Source organism: Haloflavibacter putidus (genome assembly GCF_006546625.1).
Classification (GTDB): domain Bacteria; phylum Bacteroidota; class Bacteroidia; order Flavobacteriales; family Flavobacteriaceae; genus Mesonia; species Mesonia putida.
In genome coordinates, this window is sequence record NZ_VIAR01000011.1 from 1 (window position 1) to 23,240 (window position 23,240).

Genomic DNA, 23,240 nt, shown 5'->3' on the forward strand with positions numbered 1-23,240 from the left:
TAAAACCTAAAAGAGGGCAAGGACTAATGCTCAAGATGAAACTTAAATTTCAAGAGTCGAAATAGTTCACCTTGCCCTCTGGTTTTTCAGAAATTTAATAAGGTTAAACTTCTTGTAAATATAAAATGTAAAACTAATAGTGCAGTCGAAATGTCTTACAGAAAGCAATCAATTTATTAGCTTAAACTGCTGCTGAGGAGCATTTTCGAGAAAGTTAATTGGTAACTAGTTAATTGGGGTTTGGTTAATTCGTGTGTTCGTTAAGCTTTTTACAAAACATTTACTTTATAAACCTAATCGTAAGCGGATATCGCACTTGCTCTTGGCGTTTAGATTTTTGTGCTTGTAAAATTGGGGTTACGATACTCACGATTAGTACAAAACCTAAAAACACAAATCCAACCAAGAAAATAATTAGTATCACACTGCCAATAGTGTAGAGCAACAAACTTATTTGAAAGTTTATAATTTCCTTGCCTTCGTGATCTACGTTTGCTATTTCGTCTTTTTTAAGAAGCCAAAGTACCAATGGTACGATAAAACCACCAAAACCGGTTACCAAATTTAATAATTGCGAAATATGCATCCAAAACAGGAAATCTTTATCTTCTTTTAGAGAGTTGTTTGCTGTATTCAAAGTAATGATTTTAAAGGCAAAAATAGTTGTTTTTCTATAAATAATATAGTCTTAGAAATTGCTTTCCGTAAAGATTTTTTAAGAAATAAAAGAAGCTACTGAATGAATTTTATGGTAAACGGGTAATTTATTGGATTGCCATCTTTAGCTTTAATGCCATTAATTATAGGAAAGATCAAACCGATGATTGCAACTACGGCCAATACTAAAAATCCGATTAAAATAACGGCTAAAACTCCGCCCACAAGCAAATAAATAAATAAGCTTATTTGAAAATTAACCACCTCTTTGCCTTGTTCATCCATTTGTTCTATTTCATCTTTTTTGAGTTGCCATAAAATAACAGGAACAATAATGCCACCGAAGCCGGTTATTAAATTTAAAAGTTGGCTAAGGTGCATAACCAGTAGCATTTCGCGATCTTGTTTCTTTTGGTTTATAACTTCCATAAGTAAGGCTTTTCTATTGTGACGCTTAAAGTTACTAATTTGTTACATTATTAGGTGTATAATTTTGGCTTTCTTACCTTTGCAAAATGATTTTAAACGATACTATAGTTGCCTTAGCCAGCGCCCCCGGAGCCGGAGCCATAGCGGTAATTCGTGTTTCCGGACCAGATGCAATTGCCTACACCAGTCCTGTTTTTAAAGCCAGAAATAAAAAAACTTTACAAGAACAAGCATCCCATACTGTTCAATTAGGTAATATTGTAGATGACATTCGCATTATAGACGAAAGTTTGGTAAGTGTTTTTAAAGGCACGCGCTCTTATACGGGAGAACCTACGGTAGAAATCTCTTGTCACGGGAGTCCGTTTATTCAGCAGGAAATCATCAATTTGTTATTAAAACAAGGCTGTAGGTCTGCCAAACCCGGCGAATTTACGATGCGAGCTTTTCTTAACGGAAAAATGGATTTAAGTCAAGCAGAGGCTGTAGCCGATTTGATTGCGAGCGATAATGCTGCCAGTCACCAAATGGCAATGCAGCAAATGCGTGGCGGTTTTGCTACCGAAATTCAGAAACTACGAGAAGAGTTATTAAATTTTGCATCGCTCATTGAATTAGAATTGGATTTTGCCGAAGAAGACGTAGAGTTTGCCAATAGGGAGCAGTTTCAAGAACTGGTAACAAGGATACAAAAGGTTTTAAGTCGCTTAATCGACTCGTTTGCGGTGGGGAATGTTTTAAAAAACGGAATTCCCGTTGCTATTGTAGGCGAACCCAACGTAGGGAAATCAACTCTACTCAATGCTTTACTGAATGAAGATCGCGCTATTGTTAGCGATATTGCCGGCACGACCAGAGATAGTATAGAAGATGAAATTGCCATTGGGGGAGTGGGATTCCGCTTTATAGATACGGCCGGGATTAGGGAAACCACAGACACCATTGAAGGTTTGGGCATAAAAAAGACCTTTCAAAAAATGGAACAGGCCCAGGTGGTTTTATACTTATTCGATGCCGAAAAAATAAAAACTCAACAGCTTAGTTTGGAGCAAGTAAAAACCGAAATTGAAAAGATTAAAAACCGTTTTCCGGGAAAACCTTTATTAATTATTGCCAATAAAAAAGACAGTTTAACCAAAGAAGAGCAAACTGCTTATCAAGAAGCCATAACCGATTTACACTTAATTTCGGCCAAAGAAAAACAGGGGGTTGAGGTATTACAAGATAAACTTTTAAACTTTGTAAACACCGGGGCATTAAAAAGTAACGATACCATTGTTACCAACTCGCGACATTACGATTCTCTGCTAAAAGCACAAGAAGAAATAAACAAAGTACAAGAAGGTTTAAATATGGGTCTCACCGGCGATTTGCTGGCCATAGACATTCGGCAAGCCTTATATTATTTTGGCGAAATAACAGGAGAAATCACAAATGATGATTTACTAGGTAATATTTTTGCTAATTTCTGTATCGGGAAGTAAGCAAAACAGCATTCGCCTTAAGCGAATGCGCAGTTTTGCTTATCCCGAAACGCTGCACTGAGTTTACCGAAGTGTCGCTTCGGGATCTTTTGTGTGATGGGAGTTGCACTTTGAAACAGTATTCGCCTCATGTGCATATGTAGTTTTGGTTATCCTAGATATACGTACTGAGATCTGTTACAATAATAAGCTTTCGTCCCATCCCCAGCCCTTCCCCGAGGGAAAGGAGAGAACTTTGAAAAGTTTAAAAAGAGATTTAATTACGTCAGTAGTAGTTTACCGTAATGTTGTTTTTGAGATTTTTTATTTTCTCTTGTGTGCTGTATCCTATTAATTGTTTGTAGGTCTTTAACATCATATTCGATTAAAAGGATTTTTTTTAGTTTAAAGTGTATTTAAATGAATTTTTTAGATATTTTTGTCAAAATTTTTTTTAAAAACAACCTTCTTACATTCAAAATTAATGAAACAGAACTATAATCTCCGGCTATTTGCCGAGAAGTATTTCATCACCGCATTTTGTATATTATTTTTTATAACCACCATAAAACTTAATGCGCAGGAAGCTCCGGGCGGAGTTTCTGATGGTTTAGAGCTTTGGTTAAAAGCAGGCGAAGACTTTACGTATACCGATGCTACTTATGCAGAATGGTTGGATCAATCTAACAACGCATTCGTACTTAATTCGGCCTATGTGCTAAATCCGGATGGTAATGCGTCTCCCAATATTTCAAGTACTACTTTAAATTTTAATGCTGCTTTATATTTTGATGGCAATCATACCGGCCTTTCAACGCAAGTTAATGAAGTAGATTTTAGCTTTAGCGAATGGTCTATTTATTCTGTTCAAAAAGTACCGGATATAGGAAATGGTCCTTCTCCGTGTATATGGACGTATGCCGATGATAACAATAATTTTAACAATACACTCAGTTTTTTTATTGACCCTACAGAATTTAATGTGACTGTAAACGGAACCAAAGATATTATTCTTTCTAATCCTGTCTTAGATGATAATGTCACCCATATTTTTGGGTATACTGCAGATTCCGGCTCTACAGAGCTTTATTTAGATGCAAAAAATATAAATACGCACGGTGGGCAAGCTTCCCCTTTAACCGGCCCCGGAGCTTTTATGGTAGGATTAGATGCCGATGGTGGTCAAGCTGTAGATGGGGATAATCATTTAAAAGGAGATGTAAGCGAAATCTTTTTCTATAATCGGAAACTTACGGCTTTGGAGCGCAGTAAAGTAGAAACCTATTTGGCTATAAAATATGGAAAAACATTAGACCAAAATACGGCAACAGATTATGTAGTTTCTAATGGGAGTGCGGTTTGGGATGCTTCTGCAAATACGGCTTATAACCAAACTGTGTTTGGAATTGGAAGAGACGATGCCAGTGGATTAGACCAGCGGGTTTCCAAATCTGTTAATGATATAGTAAGCATTGCTTTAGATCTTGATTTTACTTCTTTAAATAATGATGTAAATAGAACTAGCAATCATATAAACAATTTACAATTTTTAATGCTGTCTAATAATAACGGCAGCATTTCGGAAACCACTGCCGAGCTGCCCACGGGGAATTTTTTCGCGCGTGTTGCTAGAGAATGGCGGGTAGAAAAAACAGCAAATTTTAATCAAAATGTACATTTGAAATTTGATGGATTTGATGAAAATTGGAAGTTGTATAAAGATAGCGATGGTGATTTTAGCTTCGGGGCGGTTCAAATTGCCTCTTTAAACGCCAATGGAGAAGCTGCCAATGTACAACTTAATGATGGCGATGTGCTTACCTTGGTTAAAATTGATAAATCTCCGGGTGGCGTTTTTGCCGGTTTAGAACTGTGGCTAAATGCGGAAGAAGGCTTTACTTATACCAATGCAATGAACGCAGAATGGCTAGATCAATCTGCCAACGCTTTTGTTCTTAAATCTAGCTATGTCTATGAGCCTACTCCCGGCGATTTAGCTCCAAATATTTCCAGCAATACTTTAAATTTTCATTCTGCTTTGTATTTTGATGGTAATAATACGGCCCTCTCCACACAAATAAACCAAGTAGATTTTGGGTTTAACCAATGGTCTATTTATTCTGTGCAGCAAATACCGCCTATAAACCCGTCAAGCTCTGCACAAGCGGTATGGACATATACCGATAAGGGTAGAAATACTTTTAATTTCTTTGTCGATTCAGATGAGTTCAATTTAAATGTTAACAATGCTAGGGACGTAACAATTACATCTCCTAATTTAGATGATAATATAACGCATATATTCGGGTATACTGCCGATAGTAATTCTACTGAAATTTATTTAGATGCCGAAAATATAAGCACCCATGCAGGGCAACCGGCAGCATTAAATGGAGCGGGAGGTTTTATGGTTGGTTTAGATTGTGACTCTTATGAAACCCAAGATGGTGGTAACCATTTAAAGGGAGACATAGGCGAAATCTTTTTCTATAACCATAAACTTTCCGCCTTAGAGCGTCAAAAAATAGAATCTTATTTAGCTATAAAATACGGGAAATCACTAGATCAAAGTACAGTAACCAATTATGTAGCTTCTAACGGAAGTGCGATTTGGGATGCCTCTGCAAATAGCACCTATGCTACCGGTATTTTTGGAATTGGTAGAGATGTAGCCAGTGGTCTAGACCAACGTGTTTCTACATCGTCTGATGATATTTTAACCATTGCGTTGGATAACGATTTTGTTTCTGTAAACCATGCAAGTTCAAGGACTACCCAACATTTAAATGATTTGCAATTTTTATTCTTTTCTAATAACGGAGAAGGAATTTATACTACTAGCAACGAGGTAGAATTCGGTAGATTTAACAAGCGCATCGCTAAAGAATGGAAAGTAGAAAAAACCACCAACTTTTCGCAAACTATCCATTTGAAATTTGATGGCTTTGACGAAACTTGGAGTGTATATGCAGATATGGATGGCGATTTTACTTCGGGTAGCTTTTTGTTAGGAGATTTAACTACTGATGGAAAACTTTTACACACACTTGTAGAAGATGGTATGTATATTAGTCTTGCTAAAAACGAACCGGTAGAATATGTTTGGGAAAATAATGTATGGACTCCTGCCAGCCCTGTTGGAAACGCTACTTTTTCTGATAATATTTCTGTAATTAACGGGAGCGTTAGTTTAGCAGGAATTACAGAAATCAATGATATTACGGTAAATTCCGGAGCAAGTTTAACTATCGAGTCGGTTTTATATATTAACGGCGACATTGTAAACAATGGGGAGTTTATATTTAGTAGTGATGCTAGCGGCAATGGAGAGTTAGGGCCGGTGCCGGAGAATTCTTCTATAACCGGAGATATTACCGTACAGCGCTATATGCTTGCAAAGCGTTCTTATAGAATGGTCTCTAGTGCGGTTACAACTTCAACAAGTATTCATGCCAATTGGCAAGAAGGCGCTACTAGTGCTGCTGCCAATCCTGCAAACGGGTTTGGTACGCATATAACCGGTACCTTAATAGATCAAGAAAACGGTTTTGATGCCACCCCGTCCGGAAATTCTTCTATGTATACTATAGATGTTGCCAATCAGCAATTTGAGGCTATTGCCAATACAAATTCTAACACTTTAATAGCCGGCAATCCTTATCTGTTATTTGTAAGAGGAGACAGAGGTATAGATGTTACCAGTAATCAAGCAACACCTACTGCCACGCGTTTAAGAGCAAGCGGTACGCTGCTTACCGGTAATCAGGTGCAAAATTTTAATGTGACCAATCCAGGAGATTTTGTGATGATAGGAAATCCGTATCAAGCAAGCGTGGATATAAATAATGTTATTTCAAACTCCAACAATTTAGACGCAAATGAATATTATGTCTATGATCCAAGTTTAGGCGATCACGGGGCTTATGTAACGGTGAGTTTGCCTGATGGTTTAAATACTACTTCGGGATCTTCTTCTGCAAATCAATATTTACAACCCGGGCAAGGAGCGCAGATAGCTACGCTTAATGCCGGATTAGTTTCTATATTGTTTAAGGAAGAAAGTAAAAAACCCGGGGCAGCACAATTTACAAGCACTAATAGAGAGCAAATAAACGCTAGCGAATTAGCTTCTATAACCGGACAGCTGTATACTACCAGTAGGTATAATAATGGCGAAAGTCTCCACGATAGTTTCGGGGTTTTCTTTCATCATAATTTTTCTAATTCTTTTACGGAAGAAGACGCTGCTAAGCCATACAATTTTGGAGAAAATATGGGTATTCAGGTTGACGATCAGTTAGTAAGTATCGAGAAGCGCAAGCTCCCTACGGAAGAAGAGGAGGTTCTGCTTTTTTCTGATGGCTATGCTCATACTAATTATAGTTTGGTTCTTAGCCTAAATGGCTTAGAAGATTACGAAATTTACTTGAAAGATACTAATAATCAAAGCTTAACTGCCTTAAACGACGGAGAGAATGTATTTGTTTTTTCAGTAGACCCGACTAATCCTAACAGTATAAACGCGGACCGTTTTAAGATTGTATTTGCAGAGCAATCTTTAGATGTTACCGCAAATAGTATAGATAAATTTATGGTATATCCAAATCCGTTAAACGACGATCAACTTTACATTACTACTGCAAGTATGCTGGGTCAAACTGTTAAAGTGAGCCTCGTAGATATGTTAGGAAGAGAAGTTTTTACCTCTTTAAAAACTTTTAAGAAAGCAGAAGTTTCAATAGATACTGCGGGCTTGCCGAGCGGAATATATATTCTACATCTTAAGAATAACGGGCAAGTAATAACTACCCAAAAAATTGTAAAGCAATAATGAAAATTATAGAAACAATGAAAAAACCAAAATATTTTCCACTTCAGATTATAAGCATTTTAATTTTTATTTTATTGATCAGCGCCACTGCAAATGCTCAAGTCACTTTACCCGGTGGGATAGATGATGTTGACGATGAAACTCCCGCAGCTCCTATAGGAAATTTAGTTTGGGTAGGACTTATAGTAGGCGGGTATGTTGGAGTTAAGAAAATAAAGAAATAATAACCGCTTTAGAAAAAATCTAAGCGTTTGTTTAATAAAAGTCTCTCTTATTATTAGAGGGACTTTTTATTTTATATTGCTAAGATTAGCCGTATCTATAGAATACAAAAATTTTGAAAAGCATTGTTAGTGGCGAGAATTTCTAAAAGTCATTTTGGGGGAGGGAGTAAACTTTTAAAAGTCTGAAAACCAATATTTATTCTATGTATTAAGAATAGCGCAATTGTGAACTCTTTAACCTTAGAAAACAAGCTTTGCATGCAGTTTTTCTTTTTGTATTCTTTTTTTAGTAGAGGGGTAATAAAAATTATTCTCGATAAGAAATTCTGGATTAAAAGATTAAATCAAATAAATGCTCCAAATAGATAAGGCTTTTGCTAAAGATATTCATGATTATACTAATAATCCACTAAAAGAATTAAGTACTATAATTTTTAATCATAAATATATAATTCAAGATATAACAAGTGATCAAGCCCTATACTGTTTATAAATACAAATAAGATGCATAATGCACTTTATAAAATATTATTTTAAACCTTTTACTTGCTATTAGTTTGCCTTTAAAATCTTAATTTGTACCCCACATCTCTTCTGGCTCCGTATAAATAAAGCATTTTAAGATATTGCATCGGCATCTTTTGTTTCGGAGTTCAATTTTTTATTCCGGCAAATCTATGCTTTAGAAATTAATCAACGCGTACACCAAACTATTTACTGCACGACTCATAATTTCGAAGTCTAAAGTTTCAATGGTATCGGTAGCTTTGTGGTAATGCGGATTCCCGTGTCCGCCGGTACCAATCACCATTACGGCCGGAATTCCATATTTCCAATAATTGCGATAATCGGAGGGACCGTTGTTTCGGTAATTATCGGCATAAGATAATCGTCGGGAATCAATTGCTCCGTAAGCTTTCAGCAACTTAGATATATTCTTATTGAACCCATCAAAACGCTTAATGCCAGAGACTATTAAAAAGTTTTTATTAGACTTATTCTCAGCAGTATGCTCCGGTTCTTCATGATAATAGCCAATCATCTCCAGCGCAACCATTCCAATATATTCTATGTTTTGATCTCTAATAGATTTTGCGTGAATATAACTTCCCATTTCTTTCTTTTTAAAAAACGGGGGCTCTTCCAAACAAAAGGAAACAAAATCGATTCCGTAATCTAGTGCTACTCCCTTCTTTGTTAGCATTCTTGCTATTTCAAGCAATCCTGCCACACTACTGGCATTATCATCTGCCCCGGGCTGGTTCTTATACACATCATAATGCGCCCCAATAATAAAGCGTTTTGTTTTCTCGGGCTGATATTTTGCGATAATATTCTCGTAGGTTTCCTTCCCAACCAACCATTCTTGTCGCGCGGTGTGTAAACCGGTTTTCTTGAATTCATTTTCAATAAAATTTGCCGCCTTCTTAAGACTTTCAGGATTTTTATAATTTCTGAACGGATATATGGATGTTAGAAATTCTACATCTCGATATAAACTATCTTTATTTGCTTTTATCTTATTTCCCACTCTAAATTTCTTTACTGCATAGAAATATTTTAAACCCTGGCGCACATTACTCAAAAATAGTTTTTTAACAGACAAAAACTTCGTGAGATTTATGGTAATTATAGAGATTCCTACCTTTTCAGGAATGTATAATTATGCTTAGGCAGTATTCAACGCCAAGCAATAACTCAATCTTCCGTTTCAAAACTTCTAAACCGCGTTAGAAAAATATAAAAGACACCATAGGAGATAAAGCCGATAGCGGTTACCCCCATTAACATTCGGCCGAGTGTAGATTGCTCTAAAAAGGCAAAAGCATCTTGCATACCTTTTATATCGTGGTTGCCCGTATAAATGCCTGCACGTAAAAAGAAATAGGCAATAATAAGCACCACAAAGGCCCGGGCATAAAAACCAAACCTCCCTACAGATCTAATTATTTGATGGTATTTTTGGCCTTCTAAATTAAACTGATCTAACAAACCTCCTTTAAATGCTCCAACAATAAGAATAATACCTTGTACAAGCAGTATAATACCAATCCCAATAAATAGATAAGACAAGACCAACGGATCAATAAAACTGAGATAACGCGTTTGGTAGTCGCCGGAATAAGAACTTGTAAACAAATGATAAAACGCCAAGATAGCCACAACGGTATAAACCAAGCCAGTGGTAAAAAGTCCGAAGCGGTGAAATTTTGCCTTGCGGTCAGAACCTAAATTTTCCGGGTCTTTTATACTCTGTAAAAACATCCAAGCAGAGTAACACAAGAGGCCGGCCCCAAGAAGCAAAAGCATTATCTGTCCGAAAACCTGTCGTTTTAAAAAAGCCAAGGCTTGATTGGTGCCGGAGCTTTCGCCGCCCATTTGCAAGGCAGCCAATAAAGAAAGCATACCAATTACGATATAAATAATGCCTTTGGACGTAAAACCGATTAGAGCAATGGTTTTGTATGATTTTTTCACAAAAAATATCTGTTTAAACTAATTTGGAAAGATACGATTACTCGGAAAACTCTCAGCATTTAATTTCCGGTAGTTCAGGGGGAAAGAAATAGCTTAGCTTTTTGATTGCAACTTGGATTTCGATTTCGGTGCGTGCACAAGATTAGTGAAATAAAACGTTTTTTGATTGATTGGGTTAAATTAATGAGTTTTAGATATTATTCTTTACAACCTTTAACCCTATAAACAGAAAATTTATTTTCTCTTTCGTGCAGTAGTATATCTATAATATCTGAATTTCTAATTAAATTTCTTAAAGAAGAGAATCTTATTTTTTCTATTTCTTTTGTGTGCAATATATTCATATTCTCTTTTAAATTTTGAGACAGACGCATACTTCGTTCTTCACATTGTAAAGAAAGCCATACTAATGATATTTTGTTATCATCTCCCATACAGCTGGAAACTCCAGGGATTGCTTTATATAACTCTCCGCTACTATAATAGCCAATAAAATATTTAAAATCTTCTTCCGGTATAAATTTACTAAGTTGAAAATAGATTGTTGAAAAATTCTGATTTTTTGACCTATAAATACTTGCATTATCATTTTCTTCAAACAAAATATACAAGTGTTTCTCGCCATAATGTTTTTTTACCAGTTGAAAGGGTTCAATAATAGTATCTGACTTTAGGTTTGAAATAGGGATAATTTGAGCAGAGCCTACATTAACAAAAATAAATCCAATTAGAAAAACAATTGCTTTTTTCATAATTTTAAAAATGTTGCTCTCAAATATACATATTTACCAGCATTTCTATTCTATTGATAAAAACAAGACAGGTAAAAAGTAACTTTCTTTTTTTCAAAGCATATATCTTTATATTTGCACCCCCAAAACATTCGGTATATGCATCTTCAACAAAAATTTGTAATTCTTCTACTTTTAATCTTTTCCGCGTTAAGCGTAAACGCACAAGACTGCAAACAAATTTCTACCGCTCAAGGCGAAAAAGAACGCGCCATTATATCCGGGGAAACCATGGGGCAAAAATTAGAAAGTTTGCTTTTTTGGTCGCAAGCTGAAAAAGAAAAGCGCTTTTCTATGATGCACGAGATTTTTCCGAGTATTGCGGTAAAGCCGGGCTCAAAAACGCTAAACCTTAAAAATGCCGAAGAAATTGTACCGCAATGGCAAGATAAAACTACACTAAATTCGTATATAAAAGAGAATCATATTGTTGGTTTACTGGTGCTGCAAGGCGATACCATTCGTTTAGAGAAATATGCCAACGGATTTAAAAAAGAAAACTTATGGACGTCCTTTTCTATGGCAAAATCTGTTTCTTCTATGTTGTTGGGCGTGGCTTTACAAGAAGGCGCTATTGAAAGTCTGGACGATTCGCTAGAAAAGTATATTCCGGAACTTAAAGGTTACGATTACGGAAAAGTAAGCGTGCGGCAATTGCTCACGATGACTTCGGGCATTGCGTGGAATGAAGATTACGAAGATCCAAATGCAGATGTAGCGCAAATGTATCAAAATCTGTGTGAGAATGACGAGTCGCACATTCTTACCTATATAAAAACTTTAAAAAGTGCGCACGAGCCGGGAACGCATTGGAATTATAACACCGGCGAAACCGATTTAGTCGGAATTTTAATACAAAAAGCAACCGGAAAAAGTCTGGCAGAATACCTTTCCGAAAAGATTTGGCAGGCTTACGGAATGGAAAACTGTGCTTATTGGCTGGCAGACGAATGCAGTAATTTAAACATTGGCGGCAGCGGACTTTCGGCCAGCTTAGGCGATTATGCGCGTTTGGGCAGGTTGATGTTAGAACAATCTAAATTGGGCGGAGAACAGCTTTTTTCTAAAGCTTATATAAAAGATGCTACTTCGCTTTTATACGAAACCGACGGCAATGGCAGCGGTTATGGCTATTTGTGGTGGCGTTTTAAAAACGGAAGCTACGCCGCGGTGGGTATTTTTGGACAAATGTTGTATGTAGATCCGCAAAAAGAGTTGGTTATTGTACAATTGGCCGCTTGGCCAAAAGCCAGTTCTAAAAAGTTAGTGCAAAGCAGGCGTAATTTTATTCAAGCCGTACAACGGGTGGTGGACTAAGTCATCCATAGAAAATTTCCGTAAAGAAAAAACGTACTTAACTACCTAAAATTAGTTTTTTTGTCATCTTGATGCACAGTCGAAAGATAAGACAAAACGCCTTAATTTTAACCGATTTAATCGTTTCAGATAACTAGTCAAAAAAGGTCTCAGACGAGATGCATTATAAAAAATGGAATCAAAAATGGTTTTCACAATTTTCATGTAATTACTGAAAATAATAGAGATTCAGATTTAATTTTATAACTATTTAGTTTTGGTATTGAGTTTATTCTAGCGGCAGTTAGAGAAAACTATGGTAAAGTTATAGCCATTAATGTTCAATATATATATAAAGCGAACTTGTTAAATAGCAATGGAGATGTGATAAACAAATGTTCGGGGAGATCTAAAAGTGCTTTAAATAACCTCACGCTTCAACCGGCTTTAATTGCAACAAAAATAACTATTGATATACTAAAAAAATAATAGAAACGTTAATAAGTAATAATCTACTTGCTGATTATATAAATATTAAATAAGAATGAGAATGAAAAAAATAATTGTGGTATTAGTAGTAATGGTTGTAAGCGTGAGCGCAGCTATTGCTCAAGAATGGCAAACAGATATTAACGTTGCTAAAGAAATTGCAACTAAAGAAAGTAAGCCTATTATTCTAGTGTTTCAAGGTTCTGATTGGTGTGCGCCTTGTATAAAACTAGACCGAGAAATTTGGAGTACTGATGCTTTTAAAAAGTATGCAAAAGAAAATTATGTGATGCTAAAGGCAGATTTTCCAAGAAGAAAGAAAAACAAATTGTCAGAAACACAAACAAAGGCAAACGCATTACTTGCTGAAAAATATAACAAACAAGGTTTTTTTCCTTTTGTTGTGGTACTTGATTCTAATGGCAAAGTGTTAGGAAAAAGTGGTTATAAAAAAACTACGCCAGAAAAGTATATTAAAGAATTAAACACTTTTACGAAGTAATTTGAAACATCTAATCACTTTATTACTTTTTTTCTCAATTATAGATTGTATAGCACAACAACCTTATAAGAGAACACTCAAACTAATGGGTAGTCGATTTGACATTACTGTTGTAGCAAACGATTCTATACAAGCAAACCAATATATTGCTACTGCTATAGCAGAAATTACAAGGGTTGAAAAATTGATTTCATCTTGGGATGATAATTCTCAAACATCAGAAATTAATCGTAATGCAGGAATTAAGCCTGTGAAAGTTGACAAAGAACTCTTTGATTTAATTGAAAGAGCAATAGGTATTTCAAAATTGACCGATGGTGCTTTTGACATTAGCTATGCCTCAATGGACAGGATTTGGAAGTTTGATGGCAGTATGACCAAAATGCCTTCAAAAGAGGAAATAACAGCTTCCGTAGAAAAAGTTGGCTATCAAAACATTGTTTTAGATAAGAGTAAAAGCACTGTATTTCTTAAGTTAAAAGGGATGAAAATAGGCTTTGGCGCTATTGGGAAAGGTTATGCAGCAGATAAGGCCAAAAAACTTCTTATTTCAAAAGGTATAACTTCAGGAATTATTAATGCTTCTGGCGATATGAATACTTGGGGAAAACAACCAAAGGGAAATGAATGGAAAGTTGCTATTACAAACCCGATGAATAAAAACAAAGTCTTTGCATTACTACCAATTACAAATGGAGCTGTAGTTACTTCTGGAAATTATGAAAAGTTTGTAAACTTTAATGGTAAACGCTACACTCATATTATCGACCCAAGAACAGGCTATCCTTCTTCCGGAATTATAAGTGTAACCGTATTTGCGCCAAAAGCAGAATTGGCAGATGCACTAGCAACTTCAGTATTTGTTATGGGAAAAGAGACTGGTTTAGATCGCATTAACCAATTGCCAAAAATAGAATGTATCATCATAGATGATAACGGGAAAATTATGAAGTCAAAGAATATAGAAATAGATAAATTATGATCAAGAAGTTTATATGCGCTGCATTAATAACAACTTGTTTTAGTAGTTGTGTTGTAGTTAAAGAATACGAAAAAGTAAATATAAATGACCCAGATATGGCCTTGTCTGAAAAAAAGGTTGACCGAAATGTTTCTACAATGCATTCTTATCGAGAAGCTGCTGTAGGAGCAAATGGAGGAAAAACTGGTGGAGGCTGCGGCTGTAATTAATAAAACAAGAAATTTTGAAAAAATTAATTTTAATATTCTGCGTATTTGCTTTTGCCAAAACCTATTCGCAAACAGGACAAGACTCAACCCAAGTTTATAAAAAACGTGTATTAGAAACTACCGAAGTAGATTTTCTAACAAGTTATTATTCTCAAGATGGAGATAATGCTGCGGTAAGTGGCGGTATTGGTACTGAAGAATTAACAGATGTTACTGGAACTTTTGTAGTTTCTATACCTCTAAATGACGATGACGTATTAACCATTGATGCAGGAGTTTCCGCCTACACATCAGCATCTTCAAGTAACGTTGGACCTTTTGATGATGGACCAGCAGACCCATTTCAAGCATCTTCTGGTGCATCAAGTAGTGACCTTTGGGCAAATTTAACGGGAAGCTATAGCCATAGCTCTGACGATAGAAACGATATTTGGTCTGCAAAAATATCTATTTCATCAGAATACGATTACTTTTCTGCTGGCGTTGGTGGTAGTTACACAAAATTATTTAACGAAAAAAATACAGAATTAAGTGTAAACGCAAATGTTTATATAGATACTTGGAATGCTATTTACCCAACCGAATTAAGACCGTTTGGAGAAAATGGTAATGGTTTAAACAATAATTTATTTACGCAAAACACAATTACAGGAAACACAAATTATAATCCTAGATTTAGTGAGTTTAAAGATGAAGGGCGTAATTCTTATTCTTTAGGTTTCGGGTTCTCTCAAATTCTTCATAAGAATGTACAAGGTTCGTTAGCATTAGATTTTGTGCAACAACAAGGTTTATTATCTACACCATTTCAACGCGTGTATTTTAATGATGTAGCAGATTCATTTATAGATAATTTTCAACTTGCAGATGCAGTTGAGCGTTTGCCAGATTCAAGATTTAAAATAGCTGTTGGCGGACGTTTGAATTGGTATTTAAATGAAACATTTACAGTAAGAACATTCTATCGTTATTATTTTGATGATTGGGGAATCTCTTCCCATACTGCAAGTATTGAAGTGCCAATTAAAATAACAGATAAGTTTACGTTGTATCCATCGTATAGATTTTATAACCAAACAGCAGCCGACTATTTTAATCCTTATGAAAGTGCATTATCTACCGATGAGTTTTATACTTCTGATTATGACCTTTCGGAATATGCTGCCAACCAAATTGGTTTTGGAGTATCGTACACAGATATTTTTGCAAAAACACATATATGGAAACTTGGTTTAAAAAGTATTGACTTAAAATTTTATCAGTACGATAGAGATACATCTTTTAGTTCTAGTATTATTACAGCAGGATTTAAGTTTATAATGGATTAATCGAATATTCGAAATTTGTTTGCTTTAGTCCAAGACTAAACCCAAATTAAATAATAAAGATCAAAAATCAAGGTAATCGGGAAAAGTAATACCGAACACCGTATTCAGCTTGCCATAGAATATAAAGTTGTTGCAGAGCTAAAATTTAAATTCTGGGTAATATTATTAAATGTTGAATACGAATTAGTACTTTGGAAATCCTTGAGAAGAGCCTTCTTTTTTTAGAGAAAAGTAAAAGGCAAAGAAAATAAGTTTTGGAATTTTGGAAATCGTGTTTTCCATCACGTACCGATTTCTTGGAATTTAAGCAGGCTTGAAGATATGCAGAATACAATTTTTTAAGTAATGGCATGGCTAAATGATGACCTTCCTGAAATTGCAAAAGAATAGGATAACGTTCCAATATAATCGAAAAAGCTAAAAGAGAACTATAAAAAACTCACCAACACCAACAATCCTTACCTAAGCTCCTAATTTTTTAAAATTCGCACGGAATTGTGTCTCTTTTATGGCTTAAGGTAAAAGTTAAGTAGAGAGAGATCAGTAGTTGCTTACTCAACTTCAACAGAATATGTTTTCAAACTATAGCCGTTATTCCATCTTTTGCAGCAGCAATAATTTGAATTATTTTCTATCTTTATCGTTTCAGCTATATTTTCAAAAAGAATTAATACCAAGAAAATTAACCTAGAAAACGAGCCGCCTATATAAGGGGGAAAACAGCGTTTTCTTTCAGTATCCTAAATAAATACGTTGATTCACAACTTAAACAATAAACTATGAGATTATTACTACTAAGCTTTTTTCTACTGGCAAATACAGTATTTGCACAAAATGAGACTCCGGCATTAAAGTTTGATACCAAATTTTATGATGCTGTTGATAATTGGGTGGCTTTTCCATCCCAGAAAAGTGACTCCATCTTTAATTATGGCTACATTTACATTGACGAAGATGCTGGTTTTACTTTTGAAATAGGAAACACGTTTACCATTACCAATGATAATAAATTTATAGCTAAACCGCCCAGTAAGACCAATAGAAGCATATACCGAATTGATAAAAACTGGAAGCCACTAGCTATTATTCCCAAAGACAAAGTTGCGGAAATGGGCTTGCCGGAACAACCGGAATCTATGGACGTTTATAAGGAAAATTCTGAAAGCGCTTCCTATTTAAAAAACATCGGTTATTTTTATAACAGCGTTGGAGCTAGTCACCAAGCTTTAGAACCTTTAAAAAAGGCCTATAAAAAAGAACCGCATTTTAACGGATTAGAGTTTGAATTAAGCTTTGCTTATAATGCTTTACGGAAATTTGAGAAAGCTGTTCCTGTTTTAAAAAAAGCATTAGAAAACGATCCCGATAATTACCGGTTTTACAGAGAACTTGGTTTTGCTTCCCTAAACCTACAAAGATTTGACGAGGCTGAAAAAATTTACAGAAACGGAATTGCACTTACCGAAGATACATTTCAAAAAAGTGAAATGGCGGTAAATATGGCGCAAGCTTATTTTCAGTTAAAGAACAAAGAAAAGTTCAAAGAATGGGCGGAAATAACCCGTAACTATGCAAAAGAAAACTCGAGGTATAGTCAATATATAACTTTATTGGAACAAAATTGGAAATAAGAATAACGGCTTGCCGTTAAGCAAAGCCAGTCGACCCGGTAAATAAAACTTTATGATGTTTTTAGTCTTTTTTTCTGTAAAGCTAAACTTCCGGAAAGAATTACTGTATCAAAAAAGTTTTGCGTTTTCTGTTTTATTGAAGGAAAAAGTTTAACTTTGTAGAGGTTAGTAGATACTTAGCTTTAAGCGCATATTGGTTCTGTATGTCAAACTGAGACTAAATTTAAAATTTAGAAGATACTGTAATTGCCGTTTCAAAGCAGCGCTTTGCAATCTTTTTCTTCAGTATAAGGTTTGTTTTGCGGTAAAAAATCTTGTTTTCAAATCTATTTGGGGATTGGCATGGTTTATCCTGAGCGCAGACGAAGAGTTTTCTATTGTATCCGACGAGTGAAACGAGAGGAATACAAAGCAAAGAAAATGAAAGAACACAATTTAGAATACTAAGTTAAAAGGTGGGTAAATAAATAGTTGTTGAAAAAACGTCAATGATAGCGCATTCGAAGTCCACTTTCTACCGCTAAAAGTTCTTGACTGCGTTCAAACAAACATTCGTAATGACTTTAAACTGTTGCTTATTAAGCAAATAATTACGCAATTATATCTAGATTTTTATATCTTTATATACTAAACCTTAAGAAATCACCTACAAATAAAGCGGCTTACTTAGGTTTTTAAGCCGAGCTAAAAAAGTTGTACAATTTAATCTGAAAAATTGTACAACTTTTTTATTTTTATTCTACAATATTTATATAAATTGCTTAGCAGTTTTAGCAAAAAGCTAAGCGAATTATAAAAACTCCTCTTTAAAACAACTACAATGCCTATACAATACCGACATACAAAACGACAAAATAATATAAAACAAGCCGCAGAAACCCAGTACATCATGCAAGCCGTGCATACGGGCGAAATTAATTTAGAAAACTTAGCCAAAGAAATAAGCAACGAGTGTACCTTATCGCAAACCGATGTTATTGCAGTTTTGCACGCCCTGGGCGAAAAAACAAAGTTTTATCTGGAAGAAGGCAAAGTGGTAAACCTGGATAATCTTGGCAGGTTTAAAATAGGTTTTCAAGCTACAGCTAAAGAAAAGCCGCAGCAGCTGTCGGTACAAAGTATTAAAAAGTTTTATATAAACTACCAACCCAGTAAGCAGCTTAAAAAATGGCTTAAGGCAGGTTTGCAGGTGGTGCAGGAAAAGAAAAAATAAATCTGGAATAAAAAATAAGCTTAATTTTTGCTGTACTAATTAGCTCAATACTATAAATTGTAAAAAAACCACTGTTGGTTCTTAAAATAATATTATTTTTAGGCTTGTTAATTAGCAATCCGTTAAAAACTTAATTTTATAAAACTACTTATATCCAGCCGTTGGTTAGTTTAAAGGTTTGGTTGTGGGTTTAGGATGGGAGTTGGCGGTAATTTAAAACAATCGTCCCAATTTAGAATTTAATGGGGTAGTTAAGTCAATAACTTCAAACTTAAAATTAAATTCTTGTTTTAAAGGTTCGATCATCTTTCTAAACGACTTTCTATCTTTTGTTATGTAAGCATCAATTTTTCTGTTATGAATTTGAGCAAAAAGTTTTATATCATTGATAACAACTTTTCTCTCCCCAAAATCACCAAATTTACCTATTTCTTTAAGTAAGGCTAAAAATTCTCCGGAAAATTTAGCGTCATTAAAATCAAATTCTAATAATCTAAAGGAATTTAAGGAAAGTAAATTTTCAGGATTATCACCAACTGAGTATTCACTTATTACAATTGTTGACAAATACATTTCTATATTATTCTCAATAAAATATTTAAAATAATCAACACAGTTTTGATGAAACTCATCATCTCTTTTGAGTAAACGAATACAAAAAGAACAATCTAATAGAACACTAGTTATTCCATTCATGCTTCTTCAGCTTTTATGTCGTTTAACCACGTATCGACATTAGTTATCTTACTTAGATTTTCAGAAGCTTTATCTATAACTTTATCTAAAAGTGACTTATTGAAAACAGGTTTATATTGTATAAATTCTAAAAGAACTAAATCAGACAAACTTTCATCTTCTAGATTTTTTTTACCTCGCACTTTAATACCATAAGGTTTGTAAGTTTTTTTCTCGCCATTCATAATTTGTTCCTTAGTGGCTGAAACTGTGATATTACCATACTTGTTGGTGCTTATGTGAAGGTTTGGATTTTTTCCGCCTTCTTGATAAATTTCTCCATATAGATAAAATTCACTTTCAAAATATCTAGGAGCAATCATTTCATAGCTTGTGGACTCATCAATGACTAAAGTAGGGTTATTAGACATGGAATTGTTAAACTCAATTTTATAGCCTTCTTTTAAAGCTCTTTTTTGAAATTTATCAATAATTGACTGTCTCTTATAATCCAAAAAATCTAAATTACTTCTATTTCTTATTTCACTAGTGAGACCATTGAATAGGATTACTGCTGTTATAGGCAAGAAAAATTTATGTTTTGCAGAACCTTTTTCTATATCATATGAAATATGTGGACGATTACGCTTTTCTTTTCTATTTGGGTACAAGAAAGTTTCAACATCTGATATAAAATCTTTAACCTCGTTTATATCGACATCTTTAGGAGACAGCGAATTATCTCTGTTTGTGACTCTTATTTCTATGTAACCTTGCTCTTCCACTTGTTTAAACTAAAATACAAATTTAATTGATTTAAAAAAACTACCGCTAACAATGGGTATAAAAAATAGCTATTAATTGCTTACTCGAAGATTTTGTGTATTTTTAAAATCATTATTAATCTTAAGAGTATGCGTTTGTACCTACGCTACTTTTCATATACAAACTCGTTGGCAAAAAGCGGTAAAAACCATTATGCGAAGAACAGTAATTATCGGAATTTTAGTCTTATTTAGTCAATTCAGTTATTCTCAAGAAAAATCTGAATCGAATCAAACACAGAAAAATATGGGGCAAAAATCGATTTTAGGTTTAAGAACGACCATTTACAAAGTAGCTGATATAGAAAAGGCAAGAGATTGGTATGAAAGAGCATTTGAAACGAAAGCCTATTTTGACGAGCCATATTATGTTGGATTTAATATTGGCGGATACGAATTAGGACTTCAGCGAGAAGAGGGAAAAAAAGCAGAAAAAATAGAAAGTGTTGTTTCCTATTGGGGAGTTGAGAAAATTCAAGAGGTTTATGACCGCCTTATATCATTGGGAGCCACGGAAAATGAAAAACCATATAATACTGGTGGTGAAATGATGACTGCAACACTAAAAGACCCATTTGGAAACGTTATCGGACTTATATACAATCCATATTTCAAACTAAAAGAATAGATTTTTTAGAACAATGAAAAGTAATACCAATATAAAATTAGAGCTTTCTGATGACGAAAGAAAAAATCTACGGAAGAACAAAATAAAGAAATCCGAAATATTAGAATATGCGTCTGATGAGCTATCAGTTTTGTTAAATATTTCTGAGATTAGAGCAAAGGAAATTTATGCTTTAGCTAATTTTCAGCAAATTCCATCAATCGGAATTGAGTTTGCGAAAGATTTAATTTTTTTAGGCTATTATAGCGTTGAGGAATTGAATGGAAAAAGTGGTTCGGAATTAGTCGACCATTATGAAAAAAAGAAAGGTTATAAAACTGACCCTTGTGTAGAAGACCAATTTAGATTAGTAGTTGATTTTGCCAAAAATAAAGATTACTCAAAAAAATGGTGGGATTTTACTAATGATAGAAAAAAATATAGAACGGAAATTGGCTATCCAATTGACAGGCCAAAACTAAATTGGACAGAGGTATTAAACGTGGGAAAAGCCAGTGGCTAACAATATATATAGCTCATCGCTTATTAGTTGCTTAATCGAAGTTAAGGCAGATTTGGAAAGTCGCCAAATTTTTAAATTTACTGTCCTTTTTATTTTCTATTGTGGTAGCAGTAGTCCTTCGGCGGTTGATTTTCAATAAAAACATAAATAGTTCAATTTAAAAATCTAGCTTGTACTTAATCCGAAAATATTTTTCTAACTTACTACTTCCCCTTAACCGTAACTGTTGTACTTAATGCTGCGGCTGAAACAAAAATCTTATTGAGTCGTCCTATAGAAAGAGAGAAGATACAGAAATGAAAGTATTTAAAGTAATAGCAATTTTTATAGGAATAATTTTAATAGTAGCTATTGTTAAATTTGGGCTTCCAATTGGAGAAAAGTTGTATAACAAATATCAGTTCGAAAAATCACTAACAAACACGGTCTTTGATCAAGAGATAGAATCTAGTGCTTATCTAAAAGCAAAAAGTTTAAAAGATGGACAAATTGTATCCAAGGAATTATTTCAGCTATCAGAAATACCCCCAATTTGGAATAAAATATCAGCGAATGATTCGTTGCTAAAAAAGTATCAACATCTAGATAAAATAAATTTCTCTCTAATAGTATATAAAAGCGATTCATTATTAGTAAGTGGGATAATTGCCGAGCCTAAACAAAATGGTATACTCCCTGTGGTTATTTTTAACCGAGGGGGTAATAAAAAAGTTGGCAAGTCTTCAAAAGGCAAAACACTTTTTTCATTACTTCAAGTCTCCAATTTAGTTGAAGAAGGATATATAATTTTGGCACCTTGCTACAGGGAAAAGGATGAATTTGGAGGTAGCGATATTAACGATGTTCTGAATCTAATAAAAACTACCAAATACTTGCCAAAAGCCGACTCAGAAAGAATTGGGATGGCTGGATGGTCTAGAGGAGGAATGATGACATATTTAGCGCTTAAAAATTCTGATAAGATTAAAACAGCAGTGGTTATAAATGGTCCAACGAATTTATCAGAATTAATTAAAGAAAGGCCGGAAATGGATTGGAGGGTTTGCGCAAAACTCATACCAAATTACAAAGACAACAAGAAAGAGGAATTAGAAAAACGCTCGGTTGTATATTGGGCAGAAGAGCTAGATAAAAATGCTAATCTGCTTGTTGTATGTGGCACTCAGGATAAACGTGTCAACCCTAAACAGGCACATCTAATAGCCGAAAAGTTAGCGGAAATAAACTATAATTTCACCTTAAAAGAATTTGAGGCAGACCATAAATTCAGCGGTAAGAATAAAGAACTAAACAATTTTATTGCAAATTGGTTTAATAAAAATTTATAGACCTACTAAGCACACCACCGTAAATAATTTATGGCTAGTTCTAGCCTACTTACGAATCCCGATAGCTAACGGAACGCGGATTTTCTATTTGGTTTTTATTTGCTAAATTAGTTGCTTAAACACGCAACGAAATCATACATAAACTCGTTGTGTTTAATGTTTTAGAACAAAAATAATGACAATCAAGGATGTAAAATATAATAAGAGTTTTCAAAAGGATAATAAGCTCTCTAAACTTCTGAATCAATTTGAAGATCTTATCAACGAGCTGAAGAAAAAAAAGTTACCTGAAAATTTAGTCCTATTAATTAATTTTAAAATTGAAGAAATAAATTCAATAGATGACTCGAAAAAAAGATTAAAAAATAAAATCAAGAAAAATCAATCAAAAATTATTCAACAAGTAGAGAAAGAAAGTAAGATTGTACCAAAAAATCATTACAGAAATACCTGGTTAGCCATTGGTATGGCTGCTTTTGGTATACCTATGGGGATTGCATTTGGAACCAGTATGGGAAATATGGCCTTTATAGGTATAGGATTACCAATAGGAATGGCAATTGGAATAGCTATCGGAACTAATAAAGATAAAAAAGCTTTAGAGGAAGGTAGACAACTTAATTTCGAAGTAAAATACTAAGCACAACAACGGTTCACCGCAAATAACGGGTAGTGGATTGAAAACAAAAGTATCGTATTGATTTTTTTTAACGAATTACGTGAAGAGTTTATTGATGTTGTAAGCCGACCGAAATTCAAA

21 protein-coding genes are annotated in these 23,240 nt (G+C 34.3%); 14 read left to right on the top strand and 7 right to left on the bottom strand.

The annotated features are described in order from the left end of the window. Positions 1-280: 280 nt before the first annotated feature. The gene (locus FKR84_RS10425; RefSeq protein WP_233357744.1) at positions 281-637 is read right to left on the bottom strand and encodes a DUF4870 domain-containing protein; all 357 of its coding nucleotides are present in this window, start codon (positions 635-637) and stop codon (positions 281-283) included. Between the two features lie 95 nt (positions 638-732). After that, on the bottom strand, positions 733-1,086 hold the full coding sequence (locus FKR84_RS10430) for a DUF4870 domain-containing protein (protein ID WP_141422254.1): 354 nt from the start codon (positions 1,084-1,086) through the stop codon (positions 733-735). An 86-nt stretch (positions 1,087-1,172) separates the two neighbouring features. Here FKR84_RS10430 and mnmE point away from each other — a divergent pair, with 86 nt between their 5' ends. The 3 genes from mnmE to FKR84_RS10445 all read left to right on the top strand — a co-directional run bounded on the left by mnmE (position 1,173) and on the right by FKR84_RS10445 (position 7,604). Next, complete coding sequence (gene mnmE, locus FKR84_RS10435; RefSeq protein ID WP_141422255.1) at positions 1,173-2,570, top strand: tRNA uridine-5-carboxymethylaminomethyl(34) synthesis GTPase MnmE; 1,398 nt, start codon at positions 1,173-1,175, stop codon at positions 2,568-2,570. Positions 2,571-3,033: 463 nt separating this feature from the next. Continuing rightward, positions 3,034-7,380 carry a T9SS type A sorting domain-containing protein gene (locus FKR84_RS10440; RefSeq protein ID WP_141422256.1) on the top strand — a complete coding sequence of 1,449 codons (4,347 nt, stop codon included), beginning with the start codon at positions 3,034-3,036 and terminating at the stop codon, positions 7,378-7,380. Further along, positions 7,380-7,604, top strand: a complete 225-nt coding sequence (locus FKR84_RS10445) for a hypothetical protein (protein ID WP_233357745.1) — start codon at positions 7,380-7,382, stop codon at positions 7,602-7,604. The genes FKR84_RS10440 and FKR84_RS10445 overlap by 1 nt, the downstream gene beginning before the upstream one ends. 682 nt (positions 7,605-8,286) lie before the next feature. Here the strand turns inward: FKR84_RS10445 and FKR84_RS10450 are convergent. From FKR84_RS10450 to FKR84_RS10460, 3 genes are all read right to left on the bottom strand, one after another. Beyond that, positions 8,287-9,180, bottom strand: a complete 894-nt coding sequence (locus tag FKR84_RS10450) for a M28 family peptidase (protein WP_233357752.1) — start codon at positions 9,178-9,180, stop codon at positions 8,287-8,289. 122 nt (positions 9,181-9,302) lie between these two features. Next, the gene (locus FKR84_RS10455) at positions 9,303-10,082 is read right to left on the bottom strand and encodes a DUF1206 domain-containing protein (RefSeq protein WP_141422258.1); all 780 of its coding nucleotides are present in this window, start codon (positions 10,080-10,082) and stop codon (positions 9,303-9,305) included. Between the two features lie 197 nt (positions 10,083-10,279). Continuing rightward, positions 10,280-10,834: a hypothetical protein gene (locus tag FKR84_RS10460; RefSeq protein WP_141422259.1), complete on the bottom strand. Its 555-nt coding sequence runs from the start codon at positions 10,832-10,834 to the stop codon at positions 10,280-10,282. Between the two features lie 138 nt (positions 10,835-10,972). Here FKR84_RS10460 and FKR84_RS10465 point away from each other — a divergent pair, with 138 nt between their 5' ends. The 7 genes from FKR84_RS10465 (at position 10,973) to FKR84_RS10495 (ending at position 18,523) form a co-directional block, all read left to right on the top strand. Then, a complete protein-coding gene (locus tag FKR84_RS10465) occupies positions 10,973-12,190 on the top strand; it encodes a serine hydrolase (RefSeq protein ID WP_141422260.1) in 1,218 nt (405 codons plus the stop codon). A gap of 529 nt (positions 12,191-12,719) precedes the next feature. Further along, complete coding sequence (locus tag FKR84_RS10470) at positions 12,720-13,160, top strand: thioredoxin family protein (protein ID WP_141422261.1); 441 nt, start codon at positions 12,720-12,722, stop codon at positions 13,158-13,160. 85 nt (positions 13,161-13,245) lie between these two features. After that, positions 13,246-14,142 (top strand): FAD:protein FMN transferase, encoded by an 897-nt coding sequence (locus FKR84_RS10475; RefSeq protein WP_394348484.1) that lies wholly within the window; start codon positions 13,246-13,248, stop codon positions 14,140-14,142. Then, on the top strand, positions 14,139-14,351 hold the full coding sequence (locus FKR84_RS10480; protein WP_141422263.1) for a DUF4266 domain-containing protein: 213 nt from the start codon (positions 14,139-14,141) through the stop codon (positions 14,349-14,351). The genes FKR84_RS10475 and FKR84_RS10480 overlap by 4 nt, the downstream gene beginning before the upstream one ends. Positions 14,352-14,365: 14 nt before the next feature. Beyond that, entirely contained in the window at positions 14,366-15,679 is a 1,314-nt protein-coding gene (locus FKR84_RS10485; protein ID WP_233357746.1) for a DUF3570 domain-containing protein, read from the top strand. A gap of 779 nt (positions 15,680-16,458) precedes the next feature. Next, positions 16,459-17,310, top strand: coding sequence for a tetratricopeptide repeat protein (locus tag FKR84_RS10490; protein ID WP_141422264.1), 852 nt, complete (start codon positions 16,459-16,461; stop codon positions 17,308-17,310). Positions 17,311-18,130: 820 nt separating this feature from the next. Next, entirely contained in the window at positions 18,131-18,523 is a 393-nt protein-coding gene (locus FKR84_RS10495; protein WP_141422265.1) for an HU family DNA-binding protein, read from the top strand. 213 nt (positions 18,524-18,736) lie between these two features. On the opposite strand, the gene FKR84_RS10500 is transcribed toward FKR84_RS10495, so the two are convergent. Both FKR84_RS10500 and FKR84_RS10505 read right to left on the bottom strand, forming a co-directional pair. Further along, the gene (locus FKR84_RS10500) at positions 18,737-19,219 is read right to left on the bottom strand and encodes a PIN domain-containing protein (protein ID WP_141422266.1); all 483 of its coding nucleotides are present in this window, start codon (positions 19,217-19,219) and stop codon (positions 18,737-18,739) included. After that, entirely contained in the window at positions 19,216-19,983 is a 768-nt protein-coding gene (locus FKR84_RS10505) for a hypothetical protein (RefSeq protein WP_141422267.1), read from the bottom strand. The genes FKR84_RS10500 and FKR84_RS10505 overlap by 4 nt, the downstream gene beginning before the upstream one ends. Positions 19,984-20,176: 193 nt before the next feature. On the opposite strand from FKR84_RS10505, the gene FKR84_RS10510 reads away from it, so the two are divergent. From FKR84_RS10510 to FKR84_RS10525, 4 genes are all read left to right on the top strand, one after another. Next, the gene (locus FKR84_RS10510; protein ID WP_233357747.1) at positions 20,177-20,650 is read left to right on the top strand and encodes a VOC family protein; all 474 of its coding nucleotides are present in this window, start codon (positions 20,177-20,179) and stop codon (positions 20,648-20,650) included. 13 nt (positions 20,651-20,663) lie between these two features. Continuing rightward, the gene (locus FKR84_RS10515; RefSeq protein WP_141422268.1) at positions 20,664-21,152 is read left to right on the top strand and encodes a helix-hairpin-helix domain-containing protein; all 489 of its coding nucleotides are present in this window, start codon (positions 20,664-20,666) and stop codon (positions 21,150-21,152) included. Positions 21,153-21,448: 296 nt separating this feature from the next. Next, positions 21,449-22,480 (top strand): alpha/beta hydrolase family protein, encoded by a 1,032-nt coding sequence (locus FKR84_RS10520; protein WP_141422269.1) that lies wholly within the window; start codon positions 21,449-21,451, stop codon positions 22,478-22,480. A gap of 175 nt (positions 22,481-22,655) precedes the next feature. Next, positions 22,656-23,120, top strand: coding sequence for a hypothetical protein (locus FKR84_RS10525; protein WP_233357748.1), 465 nt, complete (start codon positions 22,656-22,658; stop codon positions 23,118-23,120). Positions 23,121-23,240 lie beyond the last annotated feature (120 nt).